Origin of the sequence: Streptococcus mitis, from assembly GCF_000722695.1 — a bacterium.
Lineage (GTDB): Bacteria > Bacillota > Bacilli > Lactobacillales > Streptococcaceae > Streptococcus > Streptococcus mitis_O.
This window is the reverse complement of sequence record NZ_JPFU01000009.1, coordinates 105902-127772: the sequence shown is the minus strand read 5'-3', so window position 1 is coordinate 127772 and position 21871 is coordinate 105902. Positions and strand designations below refer to the sequence as shown.

At 40.7% G+C, this 21871-nt stretch carries 21 protein-coding genes and 1 tRNA gene; 2 read left to right on the top strand and 20 right to left on the bottom strand.

From position 1 onward, the window contains the following. Window positions 1–207: hypothetical protein (locus SK629_RS03760; RefSeq protein WP_042900643.1), on the bottom strand; the 207-nt coding region annotated here is incomplete at its 3' end. A gap of 917 nt (window positions 208–1124) precedes the next feature. On the opposite strand from SK629_RS03760, the gene SK629_RS03750 reads away from it, so the two are divergent. After that, a complete protein-coding gene (locus SK629_RS03750) occupies window positions 1125–1733 on the top strand; it encodes a hypothetical protein (protein ID WP_050492346.1) in 609 nt (202 codons plus the stop codon). 86 nt (window positions 1734–1819) lie between these two features. On the opposite strand, the gene SK629_RS03745 is transcribed toward SK629_RS03750, so the two are convergent. From SK629_RS03745 to SK629_RS03720, 6 genes are all read right to left on the bottom strand, one after another. Continuing rightward, window positions 1820–2023, bottom strand: a complete 204-nt coding sequence (locus SK629_RS03745; protein WP_042900640.1) for a hypothetical protein — start codon at window positions 2021–2023, stop codon at window positions 1820–1822. 91 nt (window positions 2024–2114) lie between these two features. Next, window positions 2115–2975, bottom strand: a complete 861-nt coding sequence (locus SK629_RS03740; RefSeq protein WP_042900639.1) for a YihY/virulence factor BrkB family protein — start codon at window positions 2973–2975, stop codon at window positions 2115–2117. Between the two features lie 27 nt (window positions 2976–3002). Next, on the bottom strand, window positions 3003–5057 hold the full coding sequence (locus SK629_RS03735) for a cation:proton antiporter (protein WP_042900638.1): 2055 nt from the start codon (window positions 5055–5057) through the stop codon (window positions 3003–3005). An 11-nt stretch (window positions 5058–5068) separates the two neighbouring features. Beyond that, window positions 5069–5323, bottom strand: coding sequence for a hypothetical protein (locus SK629_RS03730; RefSeq protein WP_033683343.1), 255 nt, complete (start codon window positions 5321–5323; stop codon window positions 5069–5071). Next, window positions 5316–5873: a tRNA (mnm(5)s(2)U34)-methyltransferase gene (locus tag SK629_RS03725; RefSeq protein WP_033683342.1), complete on the bottom strand. Its 558-nt coding sequence runs from the start codon at window positions 5871–5873 to the stop codon at window positions 5316–5318. The genes SK629_RS03730 and SK629_RS03725 overlap by 8 nt, the downstream gene beginning before the upstream one ends. Next, window positions 5857–6813: a TIGR01212 family radical SAM protein gene (locus tag SK629_RS03720; protein ID WP_042900637.1), complete on the bottom strand. Its 957-nt coding sequence runs from the start codon at window positions 6811–6813 to the stop codon at window positions 5857–5859. Before SK629_RS03720 ends, SK629_RS03725 begins: the two co-directional genes overlap by 17 nt. A 91-nt stretch (window positions 6814–6904) precedes the next feature. Between SK629_RS03720 and SK629_RS03715 the strand changes: the two genes are divergently transcribed. Next, on the top strand, window positions 6905–7264 hold the full coding sequence (locus tag SK629_RS03715; RefSeq protein WP_012972478.1) for a DUF3397 family protein: 360 nt from the start codon (window positions 6905–6907) through the stop codon (window positions 7262–7264). Between the two features lie 81 nt (window positions 7265–7345). Here SK629_RS03715 and SK629_RS03710 read toward each other — a convergent pair whose 3' ends face one another. From SK629_RS03710 to vex3, 13 genes are all read right to left on the bottom strand, one after another. After that, window positions 7346–7654, bottom strand: coding sequence for a hypothetical protein (locus SK629_RS03710; protein ID WP_042900635.1), 309 nt, complete (start codon window positions 7652–7654; stop codon window positions 7346–7348). Between the two features lie 190 nt (window positions 7655–7844). After that, a tRNA-Thr gene (locus SK629_RS03705) sits at window positions 7845–7917 on the bottom strand. Window positions 7918–8017: 100 nt separating this feature from the next. Next, a complete protein-coding gene (locus SK629_RS03700; RefSeq protein ID WP_042900634.1) occupies window positions 8018–8803 on the bottom strand; it encodes an ABC transporter permease in 786 nt (261 codons plus the stop codon). 1 nt (window position 8804) lies between these two features. Further along, window positions 8805–9623, bottom strand: a complete 819-nt coding sequence (locus SK629_RS03695; protein WP_042900633.1) for an ABC transporter permease — start codon at window positions 9621–9623, stop codon at window positions 8805–8807. A gap of 1 nt (window position 9624) precedes the next feature. Further along, entirely contained in the window at window positions 9625–10617 is a 993-nt protein-coding gene (locus tag SK629_RS03690) for an ABC transporter ATP-binding protein (protein WP_042900632.1), read from the bottom strand. Window positions 10618–10982: 365 nt separating this feature from the next. Continuing rightward, on the bottom strand, window positions 10983–11915 hold the full coding sequence (locus tag SK629_RS03685; RefSeq protein WP_050492345.1) for an alpha/beta fold hydrolase: 933 nt from the start codon (window positions 11913–11915) through the stop codon (window positions 10983–10985). Window positions 11916–12265: 350 nt separating this feature from the next. Next, window positions 12266–12598 (bottom strand): type II toxin-antitoxin system RelE/ParE family toxin, encoded by a 333-nt coding sequence (locus tag SK629_RS03680; protein WP_042900631.1) that lies wholly within the window; start codon window positions 12596–12598, stop codon window positions 12266–12268. Beyond that, entirely contained in the window at window positions 12595–12900 is a 306-nt protein-coding gene (locus SK629_RS03675) for a type II toxin-antitoxin system RelB/DinJ family antitoxin (protein ID WP_042900630.1), read from the bottom strand. Before SK629_RS03675 ends, SK629_RS03680 begins: the two co-directional genes overlap by 4 nt. Before the next feature lie 240 nt (window positions 12901–13140). Continuing rightward, window positions 13141–14022 (bottom strand): class II fructose-bisphosphate aldolase, encoded by an 882-nt coding sequence (locus tag SK629_RS03670; RefSeq protein ID WP_001018999.1) that lies wholly within the window; start codon window positions 14020–14022, stop codon window positions 13141–13143. 140 nt (window positions 14023–14162) lie between these two features. Further along, window positions 14163–15491, bottom strand: a complete 1329-nt coding sequence (vncS, locus tag SK629_RS03665; protein ID WP_042900629.1) for a sensor histidine kinase VncS — start codon at window positions 15489–15491, stop codon at window positions 14163–14165. Then, window positions 15488–16144: a response regulator transcription factor VncR gene (vncR, locus tag SK629_RS03660; RefSeq protein WP_042900628.1), complete on the bottom strand. Its 657-nt coding sequence runs from the start codon at window positions 16142–16144 to the stop codon at window positions 15488–15490. Before vncR ends, vncS begins: the two co-directional genes overlap by 4 nt. A 163-nt stretch (window positions 16145–16307) precedes the next feature. Further along, on the bottom strand, window positions 16308–20120 hold the full coding sequence (locus SK629_RS03655) for a LysM peptidoglycan-binding domain-containing protein (RefSeq protein WP_050492344.1): 3813 nt from the start codon (window positions 20118–20120) through the stop codon (window positions 16308–16310). 348 nt (window positions 20121–20468) lie between these two features. Further along, window positions 20469–21848, bottom strand: coding sequence for an ABC transporter permease subunit Vex3 (vex3, locus tag SK629_RS03650; protein WP_042900627.1), 1380 nt, complete (start codon window positions 21846–21848; stop codon window positions 20469–20471). Between the last annotated feature and the right edge of the window lie 23 nt (window positions 21849–21871).

Below are 21871 nucleotides of genomic sequence, written 5' to 3'. Positions count from 1 at the left end.
GGGAATCTCAACTCTGAGAACTGGTAGAGGCTTATATTTTCTTTGTTTTATCCGTTCCTTAGTCAGGCGCCAGTTTTGTCTGAGATAATTATCCATCTCTTCGATAGTAATTCCATCAATCCCAGCTGAGCCCTTATTGGATTTTACTTGATTGTAGGCTTCCAGCATATTTTCGCGTGATAATATCTTATCTAGCAATTTTGACATGTGCGTATTCCTTTCTTGTTTTGGTGCCTGAGGGACATCTTATATTGGTGAACCTTCATCTAGTCAATACGTGATAGAGTCCAGTTCTATCAGACCGTTCGTTTTACAGACACAAGTGAAGTAGGATTACTTCAATTAGTTGTTCACCCCTTCGCTCCACTTCCATTACAGAAGTTTCCTCACTACTATGGGCTCGGCTGACTTCTCATGATTCGTTGTTACTACGCTTTCAGCGCTCATGAGACCTCACGGGATAAGTTGTACATCTTTCCTCGTTTACTCTCGTGATTTACGCATATAGGTTACGACTACCTTTTTGGACTTTAGAGTTTGAAGCCCCCTTATCCGCTATATACGCCTTACTATCACGTTCCTGTTCGTAGAGCCACGATTTCGCTATCCCTTCCTCTCCCCGCTACCTCACGATAGTCAGGCTTGGGAATCGCTATTGGGTTCACCGGTAGCGGGTGCCCACGGAGGACTTACACCTCAGATATACGACATGCCCGTCGTACTACAAAAAAACGACGATTTAAATCGTCGTTTTGCTGAGATAAATATGCAATCTTTTTTTGAAAATACGTCTATTTATTTTTTATGGTTTTTTATTGTAAAGTAGACCCAACCGAATGAACATAGGTTGTAGAACGCAAATGAAAAAACTGCAAGGATAATAGCTCCTGTATCTAAATAACCTCTTTCAAGACCGTTTTTCAACAACAACAAGCCTGTAGTTTCGACAAAGATCAAAAAGAAAAATATATAAAAAATTTTCACATTAAGCATATTGTTACCGCTTTCTTTTTATTTGGTTTTATTGTATAATAAAAGTTGAAAAAAATCAAAAATAAAAAGGAGTTTCCGTTATGTCTAAGATGTTTAAATGCATGTGTTTGCTAGTTATGTCAGTTTTCTGTATGTCTAGCATTTCCCCGTCGCTTGTTGTTTTTGCTGATGATAGCTTATCGGCAAACTCTAAAGTTGTATCTGGTGAGACTCAGTTTAAGAATGGCTCATCAGTGCAGTTCGGAGATACGCAAGTAAATATTTTAAGTGATGAAGTTCTTGAGGTGGTCAATCCAGATGGAAGTGTAGACACTATTGAACAACGTGCTGATGGTGTCTATGTCAATGGGTCATTTTATATGGCTTATCAAAAGAATGAAATCGACCTAAATATATCTTTTAGATCATACGACCCTAATGTTTGGAATTACGTCAACACAATACATGGGAATAAACTAGCCAACACATTCGCTAACTTCATGATTCAATCTGGAATATCCGCGTTTTTTGCTATTATAGGTTCTATGGTGGGTGGCCCATGGAGTGGCATAATTAGTGGAGCATATATTGGTGCGCAAGCTTATGAGAGTTACTTGGAGTCACAAAGCCCATATCCATACTACATAACAAATACTTATATCCATGTTGCTCAAAGAAAATGGAAGTTTATCACTGGATACTATAGAAACTCAGATTATACTGGGTATGAAAAAACCGAAACAACCTACGTGAATTTCTAAAATATAAACCCTGCCTTTATATATAGGCAGGGTTTATATTTTAGTTAATTGCTCAAGTAATTTGTAAGCATAATACTTGCGAAACTCTATTTGTTCAAGCGGTTCAAAAGTTCTTGTTTTTTAGCCTCAAGCTCAGCTCTCCTTTGCTCGATTTCTTCACGTTTTTGGGCGATTTCTGCTTGCGCCTCGGGAGTTTCCAAAGTGCCTTGCGACTTGTGAAATTCTACTAGCATATCAACGATTTTTGGGTCTAATTCGTTGACATAATCAGGATTTGACCATTTCGGCACGTTGCTTGCAGGTGCTTGCTTTTTGCCGCCTTTTTGGGGTCAGTACACATCAACCTTGATATTATGCGTTTTGTAATGAATTAAAAATTCGTTAGTCTTTTCTAAAATTCAGATCTTTCAAACTCTGCACACTAGCATTGATCACCGCACCGACAATCAAAATCTTAGCGATGAGAATAAACCAGAACATCATGACCACCACTACGACAGAACTGAAAAAACGCACGTCCACTATGTGATTGACATAATTGTTAACATAGACTGAAAAGATATTAAGTAGTAAGACCAAGGTCAACAAGACAAAGGCACTTCCTGGCAATACATGTCGAATTCGTCGCACCTTAACATTGGGCAGGAAATAATAAAGCATAACCAAGATGGCAAAAATCAAGGCATAAACCAAGGGGCCTGTCAGATCCTGCAGATAATCAAAGAGAGGACTATCCGATTTCCAGTAGCTTTTGATGAGGTTGAGGAGCATGCGGCCAAAAATACTCAGAAAGAGAGCAAGAGCAAAGAGAATCTGCAAGCCAAAACTGACAAACAAACTCATGAGCTGACGGGAAATCATTCCACGATTTTTAGCTACTCTGTAAGCTTTATTAAAGGCTTTCTGTAGGAAATTCATGGATTTTGAAAAGGTCCAGAGGGCTGACAAAACCGCAAAACTCAATAAGCCCGTTGACGGTTGGGTCAGCACCTCTGTAATAATCTTTGCGACCACATCATACATGGTTTCTGGCAAGAATTCATTAACGACCTTTAAAAAATTGGAAACTGGAATTTGAAAATAAGGGAGGATATTGATCACCACCAAAAGCAGGGGAAAAATCGAAATCAACCAATAGTAGGCTACTGCGACACTGGTCAACTCACTATCTGATGCTTGATAATAATGCAAAAAAGCTTTTACTAAAGGCTTGTCTGTCAGCTCTTTCCACCACTTCTTCATGTCACACTCCTTCACTTACAATTTTGATTAATTTCTTCTTACCAATTCCATCATATCATAAGGCAGGGTATTGGCAGCTTCCTTCAAGGAATAGTTCTCTAAGTTATTGACATTTTGTCGTAACTTCTTGGCATACTTGGTCGTAATCAATCGTTTTTCTTCGTATTCGAAAATCAACTTGCGCTCCAGATAATAGCCTCTCAGCATTTCATCGATATTGTTGGGCTTGACGCGATTGATAACCCGTTCGACAAAGGCACCACTGGTGATAATAGCTGTTTCTCGGAGACGAGAATCCTGCATGAAGCTGATTAAAGAACTCTTATAAACCCCTTTAAGATTCTCCAGACTTTCGATAATCATCTCTGTATTTTCTAGATAGAGCTCTGCAATTTGGTCATAGTCAAGGGCTCTGAGTTTCTGTGATTCTTCATTTTTCCAACTACGGAAGGTCTTGCCTAAGGTAAAGACTTCGTGAAGGAGAAAACGTAAAATCCGCAAGGAAACAAGGAAATAATAGGTCACTCGTGAAGCAAACTTACGATTGATACCTTGTTCCATGTTTTTCAGATAACGTTGGTAGACTCGATAGGCACGCTCACTCATCTTGCCTTCTTCGTAGGCCTGTTCCAGACCATCACTTTCAATACTGAGGATGAGAAGTTTCAAGGTCTCCCAGTCTTCTTGAGCCCCCTTATTTTCTTGACTCAAGATAAGATTCTCTATTCGTCCATGGTAATTGTCAATGGCTGCATAGAGAGGGAGCTTATTCTTATGAGTTTCAAGTTCCTTTTCTAACTCTAAAGTAACCTCATTTAAAATAGCGATATGCATGAGATAATCCTTACTTTCTTCCTGTTCATCAGAAAGATGAGGTAAGACCACGAGACCTGTTAAAAAGCTGACAAGCGTCACACCTGCAACAAGGAAAAGTAAGATTGGATATTCCTGCTCTAGATTACTTGGTATCAGAAGGATCGTAGCAATCGACACCGTTCCCTTGACACCTGAGAAGGTCAAAAGAAGCATGTCCTTCATATACTTATTTAACTTTTTCTTGAGTCGTCTGGTTCTATAGGCATAATAGCCATAGATCATGACAAAACGAATAGCAAAGAGGACAAAGGTAAGGGCGACAAGAGATAGCAATAAAAGTAAGGGATTATAGATTGGATTGGTCAAGATAGGTTCTGCTATCATTTCTAACTCCATCCCCAAAATCACAAAGACAGAACCGTTGAGCATAAAGGTCACTGTATGCCAGACTGTTTCGGTCACCGTATCCACTTGGGCTTCGAGGAGCGTAATTTTCTTAAAGCGACTTGCCTTCAAAATCCCAGCAACTACAACAGCAATAATCCCTGAAACGTGAACTTCTTCTGCTAGAAAGAAGGTCACTAGAGGCAAACTCAATTCTAGAAGGAGCTCGCTGGCAATATCCGTTGCGCGAACACTTAGCAAGAAGGTATGGAGGAAACGGTTGGTCATGGCTGTTACAAAGCCTATCAAAAAACCGCCTAGGATTGAAAAGATAAGCGAACTACCAGCTTGTCCAAGGGAAAAAGCTCCTGTTGTCCAAGCAGCCAAAGCCACCTGAAAAGCCACCAAGCCAGAAGCATCATTCAAGAGTCCTTCACCCTTAAGGATATTGGACACGCGCTTAGGAAAGCTAAAACGCTCCGAAAGAGAGGCAAAGGCAACCAAGTCCGTAGGGCCAAGGGCTGCCCCAACAGCCAAGCAAGCTGCCAAGGGAAGGCTGAGCCAAAGAAGATGAGCCAAGCCACCCAAACTCAGGGTCGAGATGAAAATCACTGGAAATATGAGATAAACAATGATTCGCCAGTGTTTTAAAATAGCCGTAATATCTGCTTCCTCCGACTCTCGGAAAAGCAAGGGCCCGATAACTAGGGCCAAAAACAACTCTGTATTGAGGTGAAAGTCGGTATTGGGTAAAAAGAGACCAATCACGATTCCCAAAAGAATTTGCACCAAAGGGAGAGGCAAAAAGGGCAGGAGTTTATTGGTTGTACTCGAGACAATCAAAACCAGTAAAAATAGGATGAGGTAAATCAGTAATTCCACGCACTTCCTCCTTAATCTTTTTTACAACAGGATTCAAATATCTCCTTCTGCTCTTTAATCTTTTGATCAATCTTGGAACAATCTTTGTGCTCAATTTTTCGCTGGCACCGTTCCATTTCAAGAGCTACTAATTTTTTCTTGATTTTAAGCATTTTTTTGCTCATATGCGCTTGGTCTAACACACCCACTGCACGTTCGTGGATTGTTGACTCAACAAAATTCTGGCGCATGGCATCTAGCTTTTCACGTAGGTATTGTTTATCCATGTCTATATCTCTCTAATTTTTCAATCATCACTAAAAATGGTGGGTTGTTGACTTGGTTTAAAGTTCGATAAATGGCAGCTGTGTACTCTTGTTGATTCAACCAGCTAACAAAATCCAAGACAGCATCTCGCTCAATATCTCCTCCCTCATGACCATAGTAGATCATAATGGCAATCCGTCCACCATTGACAAGCAAACGACACAGCTTGTCTAAGGCTTCAATAGTTGTCTGAGGCTTGGTAATGACGGACTTATCAGCCGACGGCAGATAACCCAGATTAAAAATCCCTGCCTTGGCTTCTGTCACAAACTGGTCCAGAGTCTCATGGCCTTGCAAGATTAACTGGGCATTTGTGTAACCAGCCTGGTCCAAACGCTCTTGGGTTTTTTCCAAGGCTTGCTTCTGAATATCAAAGGCATAGACTTGCTTGGCTAGCTTGGCTAAAAAAAGGGTATCGTGGCCATTTCCCATTGTCGCATCCACAACGATATCCTCTTTTGTCACTACTTCAGCCAAAAAATCATGTGCCATCTCAAGTGGTCTTTTCATTTTCAAACTCCTGTTTTACAGCCTTACATCCTTGTACACTTCCACGACGTCGCATCTCAGTTTCAATAGCATTTAACACTTCCCATTTATTGAGGCTCCACATAGGACCAATCAGCATATCTCTAGGTGCATCTCCCGTGATTCGATGAATGACGATATGCTTGGGAATGATTTCCAGTTGGTCACAGATGACCTTAACATATTCGTCCTGACTCATCAACTGCAAGTGTCCTTCGTGGTAATCCCGTTGCATACGAGTATTGGTCATAAGGTGAAGCAAGTGCAGTTTAATTCCTTGAATATCGTTATCCGTGACACAGCGGCGGACATTTTCAATCATCATCTCATGGGTTTCACCAGGTAAACCATTGATCAAATGGGAAACAATCTCAATTTTGGGATACTTTCTCAAACGCTTAACCGTTTCCACGTACAATTCATAGGAGTGGGCGCGGTTAATCAGATCAGAGGTTGTTTCATAAGTAGTCTGCAAGCCCAATTCAACCGTCACATGCATGCGTTCCGACAACTCAGCCAAATATTCGATTGTTTCATCTGGCAAACAGTCTGGCCGTGTTCCTATATTGATTCCTACTACACCTGGCTCATTGATAGCCTGCTCATAGCGCTCTCGAATCACTTCCACCTTTTCATGGGTGTTGGTAAAATTTTGAAAATAAACCAGATACTTCTGAACATCCGGCCACTTGCGGTGCATAAAATCAATTTCCTTATAAAATTGCTCACGGATAGGCGCATCTGGTGCTACAATAGCATCTCCAGAACCTGAAACCGTACAAAAAGTACAGCCCCCATGAGCCACAGTTCCATCACGATTGGGACAGTCAAATCCCGCATCAATAGGGACTTTAAAGGTCTTTTCTCCAAAGAGTTTTCGATAATAATCATTCAAGGTATTATAAGATTTCATAACTTTCATTATAACAAAAAACACCCACAATCTCAAAAGCCTGACTTTCCTATAAATTCCTCTGTTTCTCATTTCCATTAGCCATTTTTTATGATACAATATGGATATGATTTTAATGAAATTAGCATCTATTTTGTTATTGATACTGACTTTAGTCGTCTGCATTATCATAACCAAACTTTTTAGATTAAAAAAACTAGGACGCAACTTTGCGGATCTGGCTTTTCCAGTCTTGGTATTTGAGTATTACCTGATCACAGCTAAAACCTTTACCCATAATTTTCTCCCTAGACTGGGACTAGCCCTCTCACTCCTAGCCATTATCCTCGTTTTTTTCTTTCTTTTGAAAAAACGTAGCTTTTACTATCCTAAATTCATCAAATTCTTCTGGCGTGCAGGATTCTTATTGACCCTTGTCATGTATATCGAGATGATTGTTGAATTAATGGCTCAGAAATAAAAAAATGAAATCAAAAACACCTCAATCAAACTAAAATACAGTGGTTGAAGTGTTTTTTCTTTATCTATTTTTCAATAATTTCTATTTACTCTCTTTATCAAGAAATAGGTAACCAATACCTACACAAGCTAGCACACCTGCTCCAATTACCAAGCCACTTGAAATTGGCAACAGATCCAAAATTGCATTCGCAATAATAAAGGCGATAATCAAACACATCAGACTAGCCTTGTAATCCTTTTTCAAAAGATTCTCTAGAGTGAAAAAGATGAACAACCCTACCGGAATCAGTGACCATAGGTTGACATCCAAACTTGGCCAGCCTACAGAACCAAAATACAATACTGTCGCTGCTGCTAGTAAAAATACAATTCCCAATAATTTTTTCATTTCTTTATCTCCAATTTCTTTTTTAGGAACTTGAGTTATTTGATATTGACACCTCACGTCCCTTACAAAAATCATTATAGCAGAGGGTAGTTCCAAGAACAAGGTCTTTTGCCTATCTGGTCTATATTACGATCTAAGTGGTTAAATCGTTAAGATAAAAGAAAAGAAGCCCTAATGAGCTTCTTCACTTTGCCGATTGCAGGGATCGAACCTGTGACCTAGGCTTTACGAGTGCCTTGCTCTACCAACTGAGCTAAATCGGCGATTACACTTACAGTATAGCACTCTGAGAATAGATGTTAAGATATTTTCATCTCTATTAGAAAAAGCCTGTCCTGAGACAAGGCTTTAATATTCTATTATTTATGAACCCGCACTTTCGTAGGCATCTAAGCCCCTATCCCAAAGTTTAAGGGAAATGACAAAGAAAACAAGGGAAATCAACATCAAACCTCCTATGTTAAAGAAGACATCCTTATCCTGCAAGAAATAGCTGGCAGGATAGTAGGCCGTAAAGGCAAAAGGCACGATGAAGCTAATCAACCAACGAAGAAGCGAATTGTAAATGGAAATGGGGTACTTAGCAAAATCATTAAACATATAGAAAATGTAAATCATTGCTCCTGACTGCTTGGTCCAAAAAGCAACACTGGCTGTCGCTATTTTCAAGGAAGTGTAGATCAAGATCGCAAAAGGAATACAGACTAGGAAAAGCAGGAATTTTGGAAGAGTCCAAGCAATGCTGGTCACTGTTGTTCCCAGTAAAATACCACCTACCAAGAGTTCTCCCAAGGCATCAATCTGAAAGGTCTCAACTAGGATGTGAAAGAGAGGATTGATGGGACGAGTCAGATACTTGTCAAACTCCCCTTTTCGGACTAGGCGTTGCCCTAGTGCCCAGAGATTGTCAAAAAAGAGATGGTCCAGTCCCTTAGGAATCAAAGAAAAACCATAGATAAAGGCAATCTCTTGAAAGGTCCAACCTTCTAGGGATGGAATATGTTGAAAGATGACATTAAGAAACAAGAGGTTCAAACCTTGAGTCAAAAAGACTCCTAAAACCCCCACCACAAAATCAACCTTGTACTCCATGATTTGCTTGATATATTGTCTGATAAAAATCAGATGCATGCGCTGATATTTTTTCATACTAACCTCCTTGAATGGTGATAAAGGACTGGACCCGTTTCCAAATCAACTGAGACACCCCCACCATCACTAAGAGCCAGAAAAACTGCAAAGCGAGTGCTTGAAGCATCTGATTGGCATCGTATTTCCCAACAATGATCATAACCGGAGTATAAATCAAGGATGAAAAAGGCAGTAAGGACAGAATATCTGAAACAACCTTTGGAAAGAAAGTCAAGGGAATCAAACTTCCAGACATAAAGGCCACTATTGAAGTCTTGAGTAGATTGGAACCCCAAAGATTTTTAAACACAAAGGCAGAAAATCCAAAGCAGATATTAAAGAAAAAGTTAATCAGATAGGCCAGCGTTAAGCTAAAAAGATAAAGGACAGTTAATCCCAGCACTTCTACAATCCCTTGCCCAGATAAGATTTTCATCAACACAATGACACTTAAAAATGGAAGGCCAACAGAGATAAAAATCAACCACTTGGAGCCAAGCTCTGTAAAAAGGTAAGATGCCGCAAAATGCACTGGTCTCAACAATCGCATGATAATGGAACCATCCTTAACCTCCTCCCCAATCATAAAGGACGAATCTGATCTAGTCAGAAGATTTGTCACAAAACTCATGATGATGTAGAGGGTGATATCTGCCATACTGAATCCCTGAATCAAAGAATCCTGTGAGGAATCAAAGACTGCCTTCCAGAGATAAAAGGCTACAAAAGCCCCCATAACATCGCCGATTCGATAAAGAATAAAGTTGACTCGATAGGTAATCAACTCCTGAACACCTGCATTGATAAAGGGTTTATAACGTCTCCACAATTTGACCATCTTAGAGCTCCTTTCGATAGAAGCGGCGGATAATATCCTCAATATCCGTATCCACCATCTTCAAATCGCGGATTTCAAAATCAGACAGAGTTTGCTTGATAATGTCAGCTGACTGGTAGCGTGAACTATCGAATTCAATGTTGAGGCTATTCCCCTGTCTATCAATAATCATATCAGGCAGACCTTCATAGTGAGAGACGAGATGACTTTGATCTGGTAGCAGTTCAAAGGAGAGCGTCTTCATCTTGCCAAATGTATCCTTAAGCTGGCTAACCGTTCCATCAAAAATCTCTTGCCCCTTATCAATCATAAAAATCCGATCACATAGTTGCTCAATATCACTTAAGTCATGGGTGGTCAAGAGAATGGTCGTCTCTTCCTCCTGATTGATCTGAGTAATAGCCCGACGAATATTATCCTTGACCGAAACGTCCAAACCAATGGTCGGCTCATCTAAAAAGAGAACCTTGGGATTGTGGAGCAAGGAAGCTGCAATGTCCGCCCGCATCCGTTGTCCCAGTGAAAGAGTTCGTACGGGATCCTTGATAAAGTCCTTCAAATCCAAGACTTCATTCAAAAAATCCATGCGCTTATGGAAGAGCGAATCTGGCACATCGTAAATCTCTTTTAAGACCGTGTAGGTCTCTTGCAGTGCCAAATCCCACCATAGCTGGGTACGTTGTCCAAAAACAACCCCAATATCCTTGACATAATCTTGGCGATTATCCTGCGGAATCTTGCCGTTAATCCGACAAAATCCAGATGTTGGTTTCAAAATCCCAGTCAGCATTTTAATGGTTGTCGACTTCCCAGCACCATTTGCCCCAATAAAACCTAAAATCTGCCCCTTTGGTACCTCAAAAGTCAAATTCTTGACCGCTTCAAAGGTCTGCTTTTCAGGATGAATAAAAGAGCGTAAAGCCCCCTTCAAACCCGGTTCCTTAACAGTCTTCACAAAATTTTTCTGAAGATGTTCCACTTCTATCATTGCCATATCTATCTCCCTATGGTAAGGAATAGCAACATTGTATTTTTGACTACAAATATTCTAAATCCTTACTTTCTACACCTTCTACATTTTATTACTACAAAAGGCTTTATACCAACCTATTATAATCCAATAAAAATTAGAATGCAAGCGTTTGCCTAAAGTTTATGAAATTAAAGATTTCTCTCATAAAATGATAGTTTTAATCCCATATTCTGGTTTAATAGTCTCCTTAAAACGCCAAAAAAACCACCCAATGGGTAGGCTGGTGGCTGAGAAAAAGAATTTTTTTAATCGAAAAAACTCACGATTCTACTGTTAATCCTTCAGTATTTAATGATTGTCATCAGTCTAAAATGATTTCTAACCCCTCAATTACTCTTTAAAAAATCTTCAATACGAGAAACAACCTCATGATTTTGATAATGATAAAGGTCGTGTGGTACATCCATATAGATGACTTTCACATTAGACTGTTCACTAGCAAATTTCTCTGAAAAATACTGCCATTCTGATTGGCTAAAACTAGTTCCTTGACCGTTAGACACCAGTAGTAAGATGGGAATTTTCGGATTAATGTTTGAGGAAACTTTCTTGGCATTTTCCTTTACCGTTTGGGATTCATGAAGCATGGCTTGTGACATCAACTGCTTATAAGCTAGAAGTTTATATTGTTTCCGTTCACTTTCGATCAGAGTTGGATTTTTTATATAAAAGGACTCAGGGAAGTAGCGTAATAAGCCAATCTTGCTGCTCCAAAATGCCACAGTAATTAAGGCCTGATTTTGCTTTAAATTCTCATAACTAGCTGGCAATGCCCAATCTAACCCAACCAGGTCTTTCACTTCATCAGGATATTTTTCCTGCCAAGCTAAACTCTCAAGACTAGCCATGGAATGAGACAAAATGATAAAAGGACCTTTGACATTTGCTTGTGAAAGAGCTTGACGCGTCTCAGACAAAACCTCCATCACATCTCTTGAATGATTGCTATCATCACTATAACCATACCCTGCTCGCTCCACGATGACTACCTTATACCGTTTCGATAAGGATTCCGATACTTCTTTAAAGTCCAATATAGGAGAAGCAATACCAGCACCTGAGAGAACTACTATAGTCTCAGGACCATCCCCTTCAACGTAAACATTTATTTGATGTCCATTTACGAGAACTTGTTGTCCTATAGGTGTCAGTGAGGCTTGTTCCTTTTCCAAACTGATACGGTGAAAGATGAATGTAGCTAGTAAAAACAAAAGAATGAAACTAAGGAAGGCCAGACTACATTGTTTTAGTATTTTCATAGCATTATTGTACAAAAAATAAGTCCTTTTAGCAACTTAAGATTGCTTCATCTACAGTATATTCGCTATATATTCAGACACAAAAAACCCACCCAATGGGCAGGTTCTGTATGTATTGTTCAGCTAGATTAAGATTTAGCATCTGGAGCATAATGAATAGTTTTTCCATATTTCTTAAAAAGCTTTAATTATGATTTTATAGTAGATTGAATAAGGTATGAACAACTCGCTTAGGAAAGTCAATCTAATTTCTAGAAATATTTTTAGCAGTCGCAGTGTACTATTTTAGATTCAATCTACTATATATAAGTGCCATGAAATAGAATATAATCGGACTAAATACGTATATGTCAATCGGATTTGTTCCCGATTTCAAACAGTAATCTGTCCAAGCTACTTGATTGATGTAACACTCTCAAGATAGTAACTGTATCCTTATCAAAACGATAAAACACTGAATAATTTTTTACTAGTAGTCGTCTAACTTTAATATCTAAACTGAGCAATTCCTCTACAATAGCACATCTTTCAGGAAATATTTCTAAGGTTTTAATCCCTTCTGCAATAGCTTCAAAGTGACTCATAGCAGTTTTCGGAGATTGAAGCTCATCTGCGATATAATGATAAATGGCTTCCATATCTCCTTCAGCTCTTTTTAAAATATTAATAGTTATTTTAGTCATACGTTCCGTTCCTTAAATTCTTTAAAGAACTCATTGACAGATCGAACATGACCATTTTCTGCTTCATGATAAGCTTCAACCATCATTTGTCCAAATCGTTCAGCTGTCATTTCCTCTACATTCATTGATGAAGGTACATCTGGCAATGCAATATCAAAAGGGATCTTCTTCGTTAATGATACTTGTTTCAATAATAGTGTAACTAATGTTGATATCGGCATACCAAGCTGCTTCAAAACCTGTTCAGCTGATTGTTTATCTAATTCATCAACTCGAACACTAATTGTAGCTGTTTTTCCCATTCTTATCACCTCACTTACGATTTGTACTGTAATTGTACAGCAATTTACATTACTTGTCAATTAAATGTTTTTTGAAAACGAAATACCACTATTACACTGTTGAAAGATTAGATTAGCCTATCCGATAAAAAGCAGTAACACAGAAAACTATTGACCATGAAACGCTCTCGTAATCTTAACCCCTATGTGTAAACAAAAACCCACCCAATGGGCAGGTTTCATCTGTACTGTTCAGCTAGATTAAGCTTTACCTTCTGAACCGAATACGTCGATACGTTCTTCAACTGATGCTTGGATAGCTTTTACACCATCAGCCAAGAATTTACGTGGGTCGAAGAGTTTTTTCTTATCGTATTCTGCTTCGTTTGCTTCGTAGTCACGAGCAAATTTACGAGTTGCGTTAGCGAATGCGATTTGGCATTCTGTGTTAACGTTAACTTTGGCAACACCAAGTTTGATAGCTGCTTGGATTTGCTCATCAGGAATACCTGAACCACCGTGCAATACGATTGGGAATCCTGGAAGAGCTTCTGTCAATTTTTGCAAGTGGTCAAGGTCAAGACCTTCCCAGTTTGCTGGGTAAGGACCGTGGATGTTACCGATACCAGCTGCCAAGAAGTCGATACCAGTTGCAACCATTGCTTTAGCGTCTTCGATTGGAGCCAATTCACCTTTACCGATGATTCCGTCTTCTTCACCACCGATAGTACCAACTTCAGCTTCTACTGAGATACCTTTAGCGTGTGCTTTTTCAACAACTTCTTTAGCCAATTTAAGGTTTTCTTCAACTGGAAGGTGTGAACCGTCAAACATGATTGAAGTATAACCAACTTCGATACACTCAAGTGCATCTTCGTAGTGACCGTGGTCAAGGTGGATAGCTACTGGTACAGTGATACCCATTGATTCAACAAGGTTAGCGATCAAGTTGCGAGCAACTTTGTAACCACCCATGTATTTAGCAGCACCCATTGAAGTTTGGATCAAAACTGGAGCTTTTTTAGCTTCTGCTGCGCGCAAGATAGCTTGAGTCCACTCAAGGTTGTTTGTGTTAAATCCACCAACTGCATAACCGTTGTCACGAGCTGCTTGGACAAATTTTTCTGCTGAAACGATTGCCATTTTATCAGGCCTCCTGTATATTTTTATGGGTCATCCCATTTACATTGTTCATTTTATCACTTTTTGACAAAAAAATCTAGTTTTTCCCGCAGTTTCGATTGAATTTCTTCTATCTCCATCTATGTAAACCCTTTCTCTGCCTAGTCTTGGGCGACTTTTGGAAAAGTTATGAAGAAGGTTAGACGATTCTCCTCCATCTCGAAATGATAGGGTAATTTTTCATGTTCTAATAAACTTTTGACAACAAAGAGCCCCATCCCCGAACCCTTGGCCTTTCGACTAGCATTGTCAGAAAAAGACTGGGCCAGTTTTTCTTGTTCTTCAGGACTACAGCTATTTTCGATAAAGAACTCCCCTTCTCTTTCGCCAATGCGAACCAAGCCACCTGGACCAGAGTGCTTGATGGCATTGCTGATAAGATTAGACAGGATTAACTTCATAACTGATGGATTTAGATAAACCTGCTGATGGTTCAAACTATTGTCAATCTGAAGTTTTCTCTCCTTGGCTAGCAAGGCATAATCCTTAACGAGACTTTGCGTCATCTGGTGTAGGTCAATTTGTTCCCTATCATCTCGTAATTCCTGCACAGAAGAGAGGGAAAGTATCTGGAGAACGTGGTGATTGAGCTCATCCACAATCCCCAAGGCAACTCCCAGATAGTGGTCTCTATCCTTATAGCGACCGATATTTTCTTTCATATTTTCGATCAGGATTTTCAAACTAGCCAGCGGTGTTTTCAATTCATGAGAAGCCCCTCGTAGGAATTCGACCTTCATCTTTTCCAGCTGGAGAATAGCTTCATTCTTGTCATGCAAGTCCGCAATGACAGTCAAAAGATGCTGGTAGAGGCTATTGATTTGTTCCTTGAGATCCCCAATCTCATCCTTAGAATCCACGCGCAATCGCACTTGAGCATCCAGTTCCATCATCTGACTGGTCACGCGCTTGATTTCCAAGATTGGAGCAACAATGGTCCGAGCATAGATATAGGCTACCAAAAGGGAAATCAGAAAGGATGCCAGCAAGGTATAGGGAAGAAATTGGAGACTAATCTGCTCCGCTTCCTTTTGCAAGTCCATGGAAGCTAGAAACTGGAGAGTTATAGGGCTACCATCTTGCGTTTTCACCTCGCGCTCCTCGATAAAAAGAGAGGTTGTCTGACGGTCCGTATCCAGAGGAATACTGTCCCTGACTTCTAACTTGTCCTCGGTCATCTCGCCCTTAACGGCTCCCTTGATATCACTAGTCTGGGAATACAAGTCTAACACTTGCTCGATGCTCTGCCTATCCTTACCTTCTAGGGACTGGGCAATGGCTGTCGCTTTCTGATCAATGGTTTCCTGACGGTGGCTCAGATAAGTCGAAGGAAAAAGAAAATAAATTGCTAAATGAAGGCAGATAACCAGAACACTAAAAATCGAGAAGGTATAGATAAATATCTTTGTAAATAAACCTGTTCGTTTCATTTTCGCTCCAATTTATAACCAACATTGCGCACAGTGAGGATGCAGTCCAAGTCTAGCTTTTTCCGCAGTTCCTTGATATAAACATCAATGACACGGTCAAAGGGAACCTCATCTGTCGCTTTCCAGACGGCATCAATAATCTGAGATCGAGTCAAGGCCCTTCCTTCATTTTTAACCAAATAATCAAGAATTTCCAACTCTTTAGCATTGATAGCCACTTCTTGACCTGCTAGGCTGGCACTGTAGCTTTCAAAGTCCACCTTGGTATCCTTATAGGAGAAGATTCGTCCTGTATCGTAGTAACGCTTGAAAATCGCGTCTACCCTCACTTTTAAGAGGGATAGAGAAAAAGGCTTTTCCAGATAGCCATCTGCCAGAGAAGCAAAGGCACTCATCTTGTATTCTTCATCCTGAAAGGCAGTCAACATCAAAACAGGAACCTGACTGGTTTTACGAATTTCCGCTAGGACTTCTAAGCCATTGAGCTTTGGCATCTGGATATCCAGTAAAACCAAGGCTACCTCATAGCTAGAAAATTGATCCAGAGCTTCCTGACCGTCCGCCGCCTCAATAGTTTCATAACCACAATCCGTCAAATAATCACTGACCCCCTCACGGATCATCTCTTCATCTTCTACAATTAAAATTTTCATACTTTAACTGCTCTCTATTTTTTATTTTTCTTAGAATAAATACCTACTCTATTTATATTATAGCCTCTTACTGGCCTTTTGTCTGTAAGCAACTGACCACTAGATAAAACAAAGAGAGCCTATCGCTCTCTCTGCTTGCATTTCACTCTCTATAGAATGAAAATTATTTAGCTGCTTTTGAAAATGTTACAACGTAGTTATAATCTTTCCCATTAGCTTGATATACATAGTCCTCTTTGAAAGTATAGCCGCGTTTGCGCAACTCTTCTTTCTTAGCTTCAACTTGGCTCTTGACAGCTGCTTTAACCTGTTCATTTGATAAACCTTCCGCAATTTCAAGAGAAGTTTCATTGGTATCTCCTAGGAAACCTGCAATATCTTTCATTTGATCAAAGTTATAAAAAACATTGACTTTGACCTTTTGAGAAGCTGGCTGTTCTAGACTTCTACGATTTCTGCTAGCCCGTGGTTGAACTGCTGGAGCCATTCTGAAACCTGAAGTTCCTGTAGTCTCCTTAGTGAATGTAACGACGTAGTTATAATTTTTCACAGTAGTATCTTGTTCAAAAATAATGTCATTTTTCACATGATACCCTCTAGCAGCTAAGTCTTTTATCTTGGCTTGAATTTTTTCTTTTACTAGCTCTTTTGCCTGTGCTTCACTCGTTCCTGCAGGAATTGTGACAGTGTTATTTTCTCCCGGATCAGATAGGAAGCCATGAATATCTGGCATTCCAGCGAAGTTATAGCTAATATTTACAGTTCCATCTGCTTCTGATGTTGAACGTGCCACTCTTCTTGCTCTTGCTTGAACCGATGGGGCATTTCTAAAACTTGAAGCCCCTTCTGAAGTTGAAGAAGGTTGTGTTGGAGCTTCACCTGATCCATGTCCTATCGCTGTGCTTCCATTGTCAATAGTAGTACCTTCATTACGACCATTTGTTAAATTATCTTTGTTATAATTTGGTGCAGGTAATTCTTCACCTGGAACATCCAATGCATTGATTTCATTTTGATATTTTTCTGTAACAGTAGCTACTTCTTCATCATCTTTTGCTTTGTTAATTTCTTCTATCGCTTTATCTTGTAACGCCTTTAATGCTTCTTTTAATCTTGCCTTTTCATCTGCATCAGTAACTTTTTCAATCGCATCTGCTTTTATTTTAACAACTTCACCGATATTATCATCTATGCTCTCCTTTTTAGCTGACTTCAAGGCTTCTTCCTTCTTAAGTTCTTCTTCTGATTTTGGCTCTGAAGTTGATGCTTCTGGAGTCGGAGTTGATGTTGCTGCATTCCCTGAATCATTTGTAGCTTCCGCAGATGGAGTATTGGAAGATTCTGATGTCGTTTCAGATTTACCTGATTCTCCAGATGGCTGTTCAGTGGAATTAGTTTCGCCTGATGTGACCGGTGCTTCTTCACTTGGGGTTACCGGTGACGATGTTGAATCACTTGGTTGGGTAGCTGTTGAGTCACCTGTAGGAGTTGTAGATGGCGCTCCTGACTCGTCTGAATGATTACCTGTTGATGGAGATTCAACTGAAGAACCTGATTCATCGTCTTTCGGTGCTGGTGCCGCTGGTTCCTCTACTTTTGGTGCTGGAGCCGCTGGCTCCTCTGCTTTTGGCGCTGGAGATACTGGTTCTTCTGCCTTCGGTGTTGTCGCCGCTGGTTCTTCCACTTCTGATGCCGGTGTAGCCGGTTCTTCTGATTTTGGTGCTGGAGTTGCTGGCTCCTCTACTTTTGGTGCTGGAGTCGCTGGTTCTTCCACTTTTGGCGCTGGGGTCGCTAGTTCCTCTACTTTTGGTGTTGGAGTCGCTGGTTCCTCTACTTTTGGTGCTGGAGTCGCTGGCTCCTCCACTTTTGGTGCGGGTGTAGCTGGCTCCTCCACTTTTGGCGTGGTAGACGCTGGTTCTTCTGCTTTTGGCGCTGGGGTCGCTGGTTCTTCCACTTTCGGTGCTGGAGACGCTGACTCCTCTGCTTTCGGTGCTGGGGTCGCTGGTTCTTCCACTTTCGGTGCTGAAGACGCTGGTTCTTCTGCTTTTGGTACTGAGGTCGCCGGTGATTCAGAACTTGAATTTGAAGCTACAGGTTGATCTGCAGCCCCTGTGTTTGAAGGGGCGTTGTCTGTTACTGGACTTGATTCTGCTGCATTCCCTGATTCATTTGTAGCTTCAGCAGATGGAGTATTGGAAGATTCTGTTGTTGTTTCAGATTTACCTGATTCTCCAGATGGCTGTTCAGTGGGATTAGTTTTACCTGATGTGACCGGTGCTTCTTCACTTGGGGTTACCGGTGACGATGTTGAATCACTTGGTTGGGTAGCTGTTGAATCACCTGTAGGAATTGTAGATGGTGTTCCTGACTCGTCTGAATGATTGCCTGTTGATGGAGATTCAACCGAAGAAGCTGATTCATCGTCTTTCGGTGCTGGCGCTGCTGGTTCTTCCGATTTTGGCACTGAAGACGATGGTTCCTCTACTTTTGGTGCTGGAGCCACTGGTTCTTCCACTTTTGGCGCCGGTGTCGTTGGTTCTTCCGATTTTGGCGTGGTAGCCGCTGGTTCTTCCGCTTTTGGCACTGAAGACGATGGTTCCTCTACTTTTGGTGCTGGAGCCACTGGTTCTTCCACTTTCGGTGCTGAGCCCGTTGGTTCCTCTGCTTTGGGCGCTGATACTGATGGCGATTCTGAACTTGGATTTGAGGCTACGGCTTGGTTTGTAGTTCCTGTATTTGAAGTAGTGGTGTCTGTTACTGAAGTTGAGGTTCCTGAATCACCCTCATTTGTTGCATTTGGTGATGGATTTGAAACTTCGGATTTTGTTTCGGATTTGTCTGCTTCTCCAGCTGGCTTTGCAGGGGTACTAGCCTCACCTGGGGTTACCAATTCCGTACTTGTATCACTTGGTTGGGTAGCTGTTGGGCCACCTGTAGGAGTTTCAGATGGTGTCCCTGACTCTTCTGAATGATTACCTGTTGATGAAGATTCAACCGAAGAAGCTGATTCATCGTTTTTTGGTGCTGAAGTTGTTGGTTCTGCTGATTCTGGCTCTGAAGTTGAAGTTTCTGGAGTCGGTGTTGATGATTCATCCTTTGAATCTACTGGATTCGATGCATCTCCGTTTTGATTAGTTGTTAGTTTATCCGCATTTGGCGCTGATGTATCTTCTTTCGACGCTACTGTATCTTCTACTTTCGGTGCTGGAGCTGCTGGCTCTTCTGCTCTCGGTGCTGGTGTTGCAGGTTCTTCCACTTTTGGTGCTGACGCCGATGAATCTTCTGCTTTGGGCGCTGTTGCTTCTGAACTTGGATTTGAAGAAACAGGTTGATTTGTAGTTCCTATATTTGAAGATACCTTATCTGTTACTGGATTGGATTCAGTAGATAGAGCATTTAAAGTTTCTGACCTTGTTTCTACTCTTGGCGCAACTGTGACTGGGGTTTCTGATTTCGCTGCTGACACCGCTGGGGTTTCCACAACTACTGGTGTCGTTTGTTTAACTGTAGTAGTTTGCTCTCCAGTTACAGTATCTGTCTTTGTTTCAACTTCATAACTTTGACAGCTACCAGAATTATCAATCGACACTCGCTGTCTTTTGACTTCTGTATTTCCATCTTTTAGAAAAGCCTCTTCGCTAAAATACAATTTATTATTAGCAAAAATCAAATCTCTATTTGCAATACGATTTATCTCAACCAAACTATCCACAGATAGTCCCGTTGCTCCACTAATAGCACTCAGTGTATCTCCCCACTTAATAGTGTAGTGTGATAAATTGTCTATATTTTGAATATCAGCTTTTACTTCTGCAACTGTTCTAGCTACCCAAACACCATCTTGTTCGTTAGCGGAAACAGTTGGAGCTAAAAAGCCCAGCCCCAATAAAATCACACCTGTTGCAACAATTGCACCAGTTCTTAATTTTCTAAAGCCACGTAGGGATAAGGTCCCTCTAACAGTTGTTTGTCTCATTATTTTCCTCACTATTTTATATTTTTAAAAGGCAAACTCAGCTACAGCAGGCTCGTCTACCTTTGCAGTCTGGATAGATATCTACAGGTTTTCTATTTATTTAAAAGCAAATTATGAATAAATTTTTATGCATATTTGAATATAGAAATTGTAAATTGTCCTTCCACTGAATTCCACGATTTTAGTATATCACACCCACCAGCAAAAGTACAAAGAAAGCGATTGAAAGCAATGATTTTCACCACTGCTTTCGACTCTATTTTGTATTGTTAAATATGCATTCTCTATGCACCATTCTGGAATAGAAAAACAAGATGCAATCTTTATTCCAGACTAATTTTTTCAAACTTATTCGCTATCCAGCAGAAGCTCTTTTGGTTGTTTTCTAAGGAGATTGCTTGAAGCAAGCGCCATGACGGCCACCACCAGAACCAAGGCAAGGACAAAGACGATGATAAAGTCTGATGTCTGAATGGAAATGTCTAAGCTCGACAAGGTCTTGCTAAAGCCATCTACTTCTGCACCACCACCAAGGTTAGAGGCTTGAGCAGCCTTGCTGGCTTGCTTGGCAACACCTGAAGTGACATTGGCAAGAACAGTATTTCCGATTGCACGCGCTGTGTGAGTAGCTAAGAAGTAAGCAGAAACAAGAGCAGGGATGGCAATCAAGATGGATTCAGTGATGAATTGACCCAAGATACTTGCCTGCTTAAGACCGATAGAGAGGAGGATCCCCACCTCCTTACGACGAGCATTAATCCAAAGACTAAGCAAGAGGGCAAGGAGAAGAACTGAGAAACTCAAGCTGCCCCAGAAGAGGAGGTTGGCCATCTTGTACATACCAGAGATGGATTGCTCAAGAGCTGGGTAGTTAGAGGAGCTCTTAACGAGTGTGTAGCTCTTCCAGTTGATACCACTGATGCCATTCAACTCTTTCATGACGTCATCTAAGTTCTTGTCCGCTGTTACAAAGAAGGTTGCGTCCCCATAAATGGCTGTGTCTTCTGTGTAGCCATAAAGTTTTGCAGCAGTGTGAATGTCTGTAATAGCTGTATTTTCGTATAGTTCTTGTGAATAGGTTACTGCTGACTTATTGTGACCATCAAAGAGTCCCTTGATTGTCACTTCAACTGTTTCCTTGGCACCTTTTTCATTATCGGCATCGTAGATATTAGAGTCTAGTTTGACCTTATCCCCTACTTTCCAGCCGTGTTTGGTTGCCAAGTCCTTGTGCAGGAGGATCTTGTCCTTGTCATCGTTGGTTAGGTGCTCACCTTCGACCAGTTTATAGGAACCAGAGACAAATTTGTCTTCTTTAGAGGAGTCATTGACACCTGTAATCATCAAGCTACTTCCAAAATGTTTGGCACGGTCAGGTGTCAGATTTTTCTTGGTTTCTGGAGTTTCGATAAGTTCATATCCAGTCAAATCTCCGATAGCGTTGATGCGCTTAACATAAGACTCGATGGCCTTGTTTTCGGTGATTTTTTTGATATCTTCACCCTTAATATTCCCAGCTCCACGTGGCGTTCCTTGATTGACGCGACGATTGATTTGCATGGAGAAGCTATTGGTGATATTTTTAAAGGTCTCCTGAGAAGCCTTGGCAGTAGCTCCCTTGATTGACAAGCCAACCAAACTCAAGCTCGCCATGAGGAGAATAATCAGGAAGATGACAATCGATTTGAAAAACTTCCTTGTAACATAGGCAAATGCGTTGTGTAACATAGGTTTCCTTTCTAGGTTTTGTT

Excerpts from the sequence above, each read along its gene's own strand:
- SK629_RS03670 (WP_001018999.1), bottom strand. The coding sequence starts at position 14,022 with ATGGCAATCGTTTCAGCAGAAAAATTTGTCCAAGCAGCTCGTGACAAC.
- SK629_RS03730 (WP_033683343.1), bottom strand. The coding sequence starts at position 5,323 with ATGGATAAACAATACCTACGTGAAAAGCTAGATGCCATGCGCCAGAAT.
- vex3 (WP_042900627.1), bottom strand. The coding sequence starts at position 21,848 with ATGTTACACAACGCATTTGCCTATGTTACAAGGAAGTTTTTCAAATCG.
- SK629_RS03690 (WP_042900632.1), bottom strand. The coding sequence starts at position 10,617 with ATGGCAATGATAGAAGTGGAACATCTTCAGAAAAATTTTGTGAAGACT.
- SK629_RS03710 (WP_042900635.1), bottom strand. The coding sequence starts at position 7,654 with ATGAAAAAATTATTGGGAATTGTATTTTTACTAGCAGCAGCGACAGTA.
- SK629_RS03680 (WP_042900631.1), bottom strand. The coding sequence starts at position 12,598 with ATGACTAAAATAACTATTAATATTTTAAAAAGAGCTGAAGGAGATATG.
- SK629_RS03750 (WP_050492346.1), top strand. The coding sequence starts at position 1,125 with ATGTCTAGCATTTCCCCGTCGCTTGTTGTTTTTGCTGATGATAGCTTA.
- SK629_RS03720 (WP_042900637.1), bottom strand. The coding sequence starts at position 6,813 with ATGAAAGTTATGAAATCTTATAATACCTTGAATGATTATTATCGAAAA.
- vncS (WP_042900629.1), bottom strand. The coding sequence starts at position 15,491 with ATGAAACGAACAGGTTTATTTACAAAGATATTTATCTATACCTTCTCG.
- SK629_RS03700 (WP_042900634.1), bottom strand. The coding sequence starts at position 8,803 with ATGAAAAAATATCAGCGCATGCATCTGATTTTTATCAGACAATATATC.
- SK629_RS03655 (WP_050492344.1), bottom strand. The coding sequence starts at position 20,120 with ATGAGACAAACAACTGTTAGAGGGACCTTATCCCTACGTGGCTTTAGA.
- SK629_RS03725 (WP_033683342.1), bottom strand. The coding sequence starts at position 5,873 with ATGAAAAGACCACTTGAGATGGCACATGATTTTTTGGCTGAAGTAGTG.
- SK629_RS03695 (WP_042900633.1), bottom strand. The coding sequence starts at position 9,623 with ATGGTCAAATTGTGGAGACGTTATAAACCCTTTATCAATGCAGGTGTT.
- vncR (WP_042900628.1), bottom strand. The coding sequence starts at position 16,144 with ATGAAAATTTTAATTGTAGAAGATGAAGAGATGATCCGTGAGGGGGTC.
- SK629_RS03675 (WP_042900630.1), bottom strand. The coding sequence starts at position 12,900 with ATGGGAAAAACAGCTACAATTAGTGTTCGAGTTGATGAATTAGATAAA.
- SK629_RS03685 (WP_050492345.1), bottom strand. The coding sequence starts at position 11,915 with ATGAAAATACTAAAACAATGTAGTCTGGCCTTCCTTAGTTTCATTCTT.
- SK629_RS03740 (WP_042900639.1), bottom strand. The coding sequence starts at position 2,975 with ATGAAGAAGTGGTGGAAAGAGCTGACAGACAAGCCTTTAGTAAAAGCT.
- SK629_RS03715 (WP_012972478.1), top strand. The coding sequence starts at position 6,905 with ATGGATATGATTTTAATGAAATTAGCATCTATTTTGTTATTGATACTG.